A 6,459-nucleotide genomic window follows, 5' to 3' on the forward strand; every position below is an offset into this window, starting at 1 on the left:
CGGGATGGCTTCGTGATGGGGGAAGGGGCGGGGATCCTGGTGCTGGAGCGCTTGGAGCATGCGCGAGCGCGGGGGGCACGGATCTACGCCGAGGTGGTGGGCTACGGCGCCTCCGCGGACGGCTACCATATCACGGCGCCGTTGGAGAACGGGGAGGGGGCTGCGATCGCCATGCGTCGGGCCCTGGCGGACGCGGGCCTTGCACCGCGGGAGGTAAACTACATCAACGCCCATGGCACCAGCACGCCGCTCAACGATAAAAGCGAGACCCAGGCCATCAAAGCGGTCTTCGGGGAGGCCGCTTACGATGTGCCGATCTCTTCCACCAAATCAATGATCGGACATCTGCTGGGAGCAGCCGGCGCCGTCGAGGCCATTGTTTGCATCCGGGCGATCACCGATGGGATTATCCCTCCCACCATCAACTACGAGCATCCGGACCCCGAATGCGACCTGGATTACGTGCCGAACGTCGCACGTCGCCAACCCGTGCGGGTCGCGATGTCCAACTCCTTTGGCTTCGGAGGTCATAACGCCTGCGTGATCTTCCGACGATATGAGGATGAGGTCGACTGAAGTCGCCCTCGGCAGGCCTTCGGCCGAGGGACGGCCTGCGCCGCCCCCTTCAGTTTTTGGCAGAAATTACACTGTCCGCTTTCCCCCGGAATCTTTTATCCTCCTCCACCCCACGGCCCATCGGGTCGTAGGGAGGAGGAGAAAGGGAGATGGGGCCATTGCATTGTCCGGCAGGCCCTAAGCGTGGAACTCCTGATTGAGTTTCGGCTTGCGGAAGCAACACTCCGGAAAACCGGGCGACGCTGCCCCGAGAGGGCGGAAGAGCTCCTCCCCAACCCGGCATGCAGAAACCCCAGCGGAGGCTCCGATCCCGCCCTTCGCCTGCTACGCGTTCGGGTGTTGTTTCCTCCATACGAGGCTCCATAAAGGGCGTCCACCTCCGCGGACGCCCGGCGCGGCAGCCCCCCGGAGGGGGCCGATTTCGATCGGCGCAAAATCGTTGCCGAACTTGAAACGGAGGTCAACCGGATGGCGCGTTATGCGCATATCGTCGGCTGGGGAATGGCCGTCCCCCAGCGGGTGGTCACCAACCACGAGCTGGCGCAGTTTGTCGAAACCTCTGACGAGTGGATCGTCACCCGCACCGGGATCCGGGAGCGCCGGGTCGCGAGCCCCCAGGAAAGCACGGCGACGCTCTCCATCGCCGCGGCGGAGGAAGCCCTCGCGGTGGCCGGGATCCCCCCACGGGATGTGGATCTGATCCTGGTGGCCACGGTGACCCCCGAGTATCTGTTTCCCTCCACTGCCTGTCTGGTCCAGGATGCCTTGGGGGCGACGAAGGCGGGAGCCTTCGATCTACTGGCGGGCTGTTCCGGGTTTATCTATGGGCTCCATTTGGCAGCGGCCGCGATCCGGGCGGGCACCCATCAAGTGGCCCTGGTGATCGGGGCGGAGACCCTCTCACGCATTGTGAACTGGCAGGACCGCAACACCTGCGTCCTTTTCGGGGATGGAGCAGGCGCGGTGGTGTTGCAGGGGAGCGATACGCCCGGTGGGGTTCTCGCCTCGATGATCCGGGCCGATGGATCCGGCGGGGAGCTGCTGATCCTCCCCGCCGGCGGCAGCCGGCTTCCGATCTCGGAGGCAGCGGTGCGGGATGGCTGTCATTTCATCCGGATGAACGGGCGCGAGGTCTTCCGATTTGCGACTCGGGTGATGGAAAAAGCCACGCGCGAGGTGATCGCCCAGGCCGGCCTGCGTCTGGAAGACGTGGATTTGATCATCCCGCATCAGGCCAACATCCGGATCATCGAAGCGGCGGCGAAGGCCCTGGGGCTCCCGATGGATCGATTTTTTGTGAACATCGACCGCTATGGGAACACCTCCGCCGCCAGCATCCCCATCGCCCTGTGTGAGGCGGTCCAGCAGAGACGATTGAATCCGGGAGATCGGGCGGTGATGGTGGCCTTCGGCGCCGGCCTGACCTGGGCCGCCGCGGTGGTCGAGTGGGGCGCTCCGCGGGCCCGCCCACGGCCGCTCTGGCTGGAGCGGCTGGCGCGGATCACCCTCTACCTGCCGGCCCAGCTGCACTCGCGCCTGATGCGCCTCTGGCGCCGCCTCGATGCCTGGTTCAGCCGGATCCTCCGCCAGGAAGGGGAGTGAGCGCCCGCCCGGGGTTTTTGAGCGCATGCTGGATCGTTCTCCACCTGGCATGAGGGCCATCCGCTGGATTCCCGGCCGGAGAGGGAGGATCTGCCCCTCCCCCGAACCCGCCTTTGGCGACTCAACCCCCTCGCCTCGGGGATGCTACCCGGATGAATTTTCGGATATGCTCGGGGGTAGAGGCAGGCCGTCGAAGGCAGCCTGCCTATCGAGAAGGATCCTCCGAGGAGAAGATGGGGGTCAACTCCTGGATCCGCTTGTCCAGGTCTTTCCTCCCTCCCGGTGGCCCAAAGGGCCACCGGGAGGGAGGAAAGGAGGACGGGGCTTGTCCAGCAAGCGGGTAAAAGCGACCCATGCCTCCTCGCTGATGATTCAAAAGTTGCCCTCCCCGAGGCGCTTGCTCGCCCTCTTCATCGGATTTATGCTCCGTTCTGGATCCCTGCGCTGGGGCTTGCCAATGGATCCGCGACCGCGAACGAAGATCGTCTGCACTTTGGGCCCTTCCACCGATCACCCGGAGATCCTGCGGGCGATGATCCGGGCAGGGATGAGCGTGGCCCGGATCAACTTCTCCCACGGGGATCACGACGCCCACGCCCGTCGCATCGCCATGGTGCGCCAGATCGCCCAAGAGGAAGGCGCCATCGTCGCCCTCCTGGGGGACCTGCAGGGCCCCCGCTGGCGGGTCGGCATCATCGAGGGAGGATACATCTCCATCGCCCCCGACCAGCGGATCATCCTCACCTCTCGCCCGGTCCCGGGGAGCCCCCAAGAGGTTCATCTTCCCCATCCGGAATTCATCGCCCTGGTCCGCCCCGGGCAGACCCTCCTTCTGGACGATGGGTTGCTGGAGTTCCGGGTGGAAGAAGTCAATGGGACCGATGTGGTCTGCCGGGTGGTGCGGGGAGGGACGTTGAGCTCCCACAAGGGGATCAACGCCCCAGGCCTCCCCCTCACGCTGCCCGCCCTCACGGAGAAGGACCGCATGGATGTGCGGTTCGCCGTCGAGCATGGAGTGGAGTACCTCGCCCTGTCTTTCGTGCGGACAGCGGAGGATGTGCACCAGCTCCGATCGCTTCTGCAGGAACTGGGAGCCTCGATCCCTGTTGTGGCCAAGATTGAGAAGCGAGAGGCGTTGGAGAACTTCGAGGCTATCTTAGAGGCGGCGGATGCGGTGATGGTCGCGCGGGGAGATCTGGGGGTGGAGATCCCACCGGAGGAGGTGCCGATCCACCAGAAGCGGATCATCCGCCAGTGTAACCGGGCGGGCAAGCCGGTGATCACCGCCACCCAGATGCTCAACTCCATGGTCAACCATCCCCGCCCGACCCGGGCGGAGGCCAGCGACGTGGCCAACGCGATCCTGGATGGAACCGATGCGGTCATGCTTTCGGCGGAAACGGCCACGGGGACCTACCCGGTGGAGGCGGTGCAGATGATAGCCCGGATCGCACGGATCGCCGAGGGGGCGATGCCGCACCGCCAGTGGCTGGATCTGATCGGCGAATCCACGGAGGTCACAGAGGCCATCAGCCGGGCGACGGTGGAGATCGCTGAGCAGGTCGGCGCGCGGGTCATTGTCACCTCCACCATGTCCGGCTACACCGCCCGGATGATCGCCCGCCATCGTCCCTCGGTTCCCATCCTGGCCGTCACCCCGATCCCAGCGACCTTGCGGCGGCTGGCTCTGGTATGGGGGGTGGAGCCCGTTCTGATGCCCTCCGTGCGCAACACCGATGAGATGCTGGGGGCAGCCAGCCAGGCGGCCCTCCAGAGCGGACGGGCACAGCCGGGAGACTGGATTGTCATCACCGCTGGAGTCCCCTTCGGCCGCCCGGGCCATACGAACCTGTTGAAAGTCCATCGGATCGAGCCAGTCCCGGATTGAGGGTTCGATGAGCGGATGAGGGTTGAAGCGCTCGGGGGCTGGGCCCGGAACCTTCGCCCTCTGGCCCGCCCCCCCGAATCGTGGGATCTTACCCGCCTTCCCGCAGCCCTTCAGGTCTTGAGGGGCAGTAGAGCCGCCGAGGGTGGCTCATTCCCTCCGAATTCAAAATACGCCGTTCGCTTCCTCACAGCGGCCTTGAAGGCAGAGCGGGGCGCCGAATGTGCCCGGCCCCAAAGAAATCGCTTCTTCCCCCCTCCACGGCCCACGAGGAGGTATGGGGAGAGGATAAGGCCCTTCCACCTCGTCTGACCAGCTCCTAACCGCATCACTCCTTAGAGGGATAAGGACAGGCCAGGGACACGCCCCGCATAACGTTATCCCCGCCACAGAAGGATCAGCGGCACGCCCAGGAACGCGATCAGGAAGAGGCCCAGGAGCATGCGACGACCCATCGCGAGTTCAAAGACCCGGATCAGCAGACCCCGATACCACCGATAACCCGCCAGCAGAATCCCGGCCGAGATCACGCTGACGCTGATCACCTCGGTCAGCACCACCCCGACCGCGGCGGGATTCCCCAGGGCCAGCGCGGCGAGAAGCGTGTCGATGAAGGTGCTGATATTCGCTCCCATCACATAGGGGATCAGCTGCTCCCGTTGAATCCGGCCCCGCGTCACCGAAGGCACCAGCAGTCCGATGGAGACGGACACCGACATCGTTAGGGCCGTCACCGCCAGCCCGAGGCCGAAGATCGGCCAGGGGGAATCCTGCGGTGGATCCGCCTCTGCCTGGGTCAGACGGGGAAGGGGGAGGGCTCGATCGAGGGCCTGAAGCGCAACGCCGACCAGGAAAAATCCCAGGAGGAAAAGGGAGATCCCGATGGCGCTCTCCGGCACAGGTCTCCCAAGCCACCGGCTCGCCCCGCTACGGAGGATTCCTTCCACCATCTGGACAAGCGCCCGAAAAGGCTCCAGAAGCGCTGGAAGGAAAGGCGGCCGCCACCGGGCAATCCATGAGACAGGCACATAAGGCAGCAAGAAGAGGCCCAGGGCGGTGGCCGGAAGATAGGTCGTGGCTGTCACCCAGAAGGTGACCAAGCCTGCCGTCAGGCTGTTCCATGAATGGCCCCGGCGCCATGCGTAGCTCAACCCGATGACGAACAGGATAAATGAAGCCCCCAGGCGGGAGCCGGTGAGCATGGTGAGGGTGGCGGCCGGGGAAAGCATCTGGGCATCCTGAAGGCTAATCGCGGCCGCCGCCACGGGGGAACCGCTGAGCGCCAGACAGGCCATCAGCCAGCCCAGCCCCAGGCTGTGCCACGGAGAGGGAAGCTTTCCTGCCTCCGCCAGGGCGGGGGTCAGATGGGCAGCCCCCGCGCGCATCAGCAACAACGCGAACAGGAAGAGCGCCAGCCCCCCCGCTCCCCATAATCCACGCTGGACCGCCGCCTTAAATGCTCCAGTCCTGTCCCCTCGTTTCATTGTGGAAAGCCCGGGAAGAGGACTACTGCTGGCCCCTGTCCGAGAGGTCGAATGGGGCCCCTCCTTGTGTTGGGGGCTAAGCCAGGCCCTTCAGCTCCCGGCTCAGTCCTAAAAATCCCCCGAGGAAACGGACAGATACCCGCAGGGGTTAACCCACAGGGCCGCTCCTCCCTACTGAGGGCTTTTCAGGGCGGGGAAGACCACCTTCAGCGGCCTTCCCAGACCCGAAAGCTTTCGGATCCCCTCTCCCCGCAGCCCGAGAGGCCACGTCAGACCCCATGTCAAGTTGTTTAGGAAGGAGGCGTTCCAGATCGCGAATCAGTCCGGCACGGAGTTCGAGGAGGGATCCAGGCCTTCCAGGCCCCGCCATCGGCTGCCCTCCTCCGGAGGGCCGATCAGCCCTCGGGCCTCCATCAGATCAATCAAGCGGGCAGCCCGATTGTAACCGATGCGAAGCTTCCGCTGCAACAACGAGATCGAAGCCCGCCGATGCAGGCGCACGATCTCCATCGCCCGCCGCAACAGAACCTCGTCGGGCTCCTCTTCAGCCTCTCCCTCCCGTCCTCCCGTCCGAACCGGTTCCTGGGAGGGAAGCTCCTCGCCCGTCTTCGGCCGAACCGGTGGAAGCTCGGAGATCGCTCCCCGGCGCTCGCGCGCCGGAGCCGGGCGGGGAAGACCCCGGATGCCCTTCCAGTAAGTGACGATGCGACGGATCTCCTCATCGGAAACAAAACAACCTTGAGCCCGGATCGGCTGGCCCTGATCGGGGGCCAGGAAGAGCATATCCCCGCGCCCTAACAGGGTCTCCGCCCCGGGCATATCCAGGATCACCCGGGAGTCCACCGAGGAGGCCACCGCGAAGGCGATGCGGGCCGGGAAGTTGGCCTTGATCAGCCCCGTCACCACGTCCAC

General features: G+C 65.3%; 5 protein-coding genes. 3 read left to right on the forward strand and 2 right to left on the reverse strand.

Going from position 1 to position 6,459, the window contains the following annotated elements:
• The 3 genes from NZM16_RS03295 to pyk all read left to right on the forward strand — a co-directional run.
• Positions 1 to 576 (forward strand): beta-ketoacyl synthase (locus NZM16_RS03295; RefSeq protein WP_367281000.1); only part of this gene is annotated, 576 nt, incomplete at its 5' end.
• 468 nt (positions 577 to 1,044) lie between these two features.
• Positions 1,045 to 2,178 carry a beta-ketoacyl-ACP synthase III gene (locus tag NZM16_RS03300; RefSeq protein ID WP_295450996.1) on the forward strand — a complete coding sequence of 378 codons (1,134 nt, stop codon included), beginning with the start codon at positions 1,045 to 1,047 and terminating at the stop codon, positions 2,176 to 2,178.
• A 457-nt stretch (positions 2,179 to 2,635) separates the two neighbouring features.
• Entirely contained in the window at positions 2,636 to 4,066 is a 1,431-nt protein-coding gene (pyk, locus tag NZM16_RS03305) for a pyruvate kinase (protein WP_295450994.1), read from the forward strand.
• A gap of 374 nt (positions 4,067 to 4,440) precedes the next feature.
• On the opposite strand, the gene NZM16_RS03310 is transcribed toward pyk, so the two are convergent.
• A complete protein-coding gene (locus NZM16_RS03310; RefSeq protein ID WP_295450992.1) occupies positions 4,441 to 5,547 on the reverse strand; it encodes a hypothetical protein in 1,107 nt (368 codons plus the stop codon).
• Positions 5,548 to 5,865: 318 nt separating this feature from the next.
• Positions 5,866 to 6,459: DNA translocase FtsK (locus NZM16_RS03315; RefSeq protein WP_295478523.1), on the reverse strand; the 594-nt coding region annotated here is incomplete at its 5' end.

The sequence above is a fragment of the Thermoflexus sp. genome (assembly GCF_025055495.1).
GTDB lineage: Bacteria > Chloroflexota > Anaerolineae > Thermoflexales > Thermoflexaceae > Thermoflexus.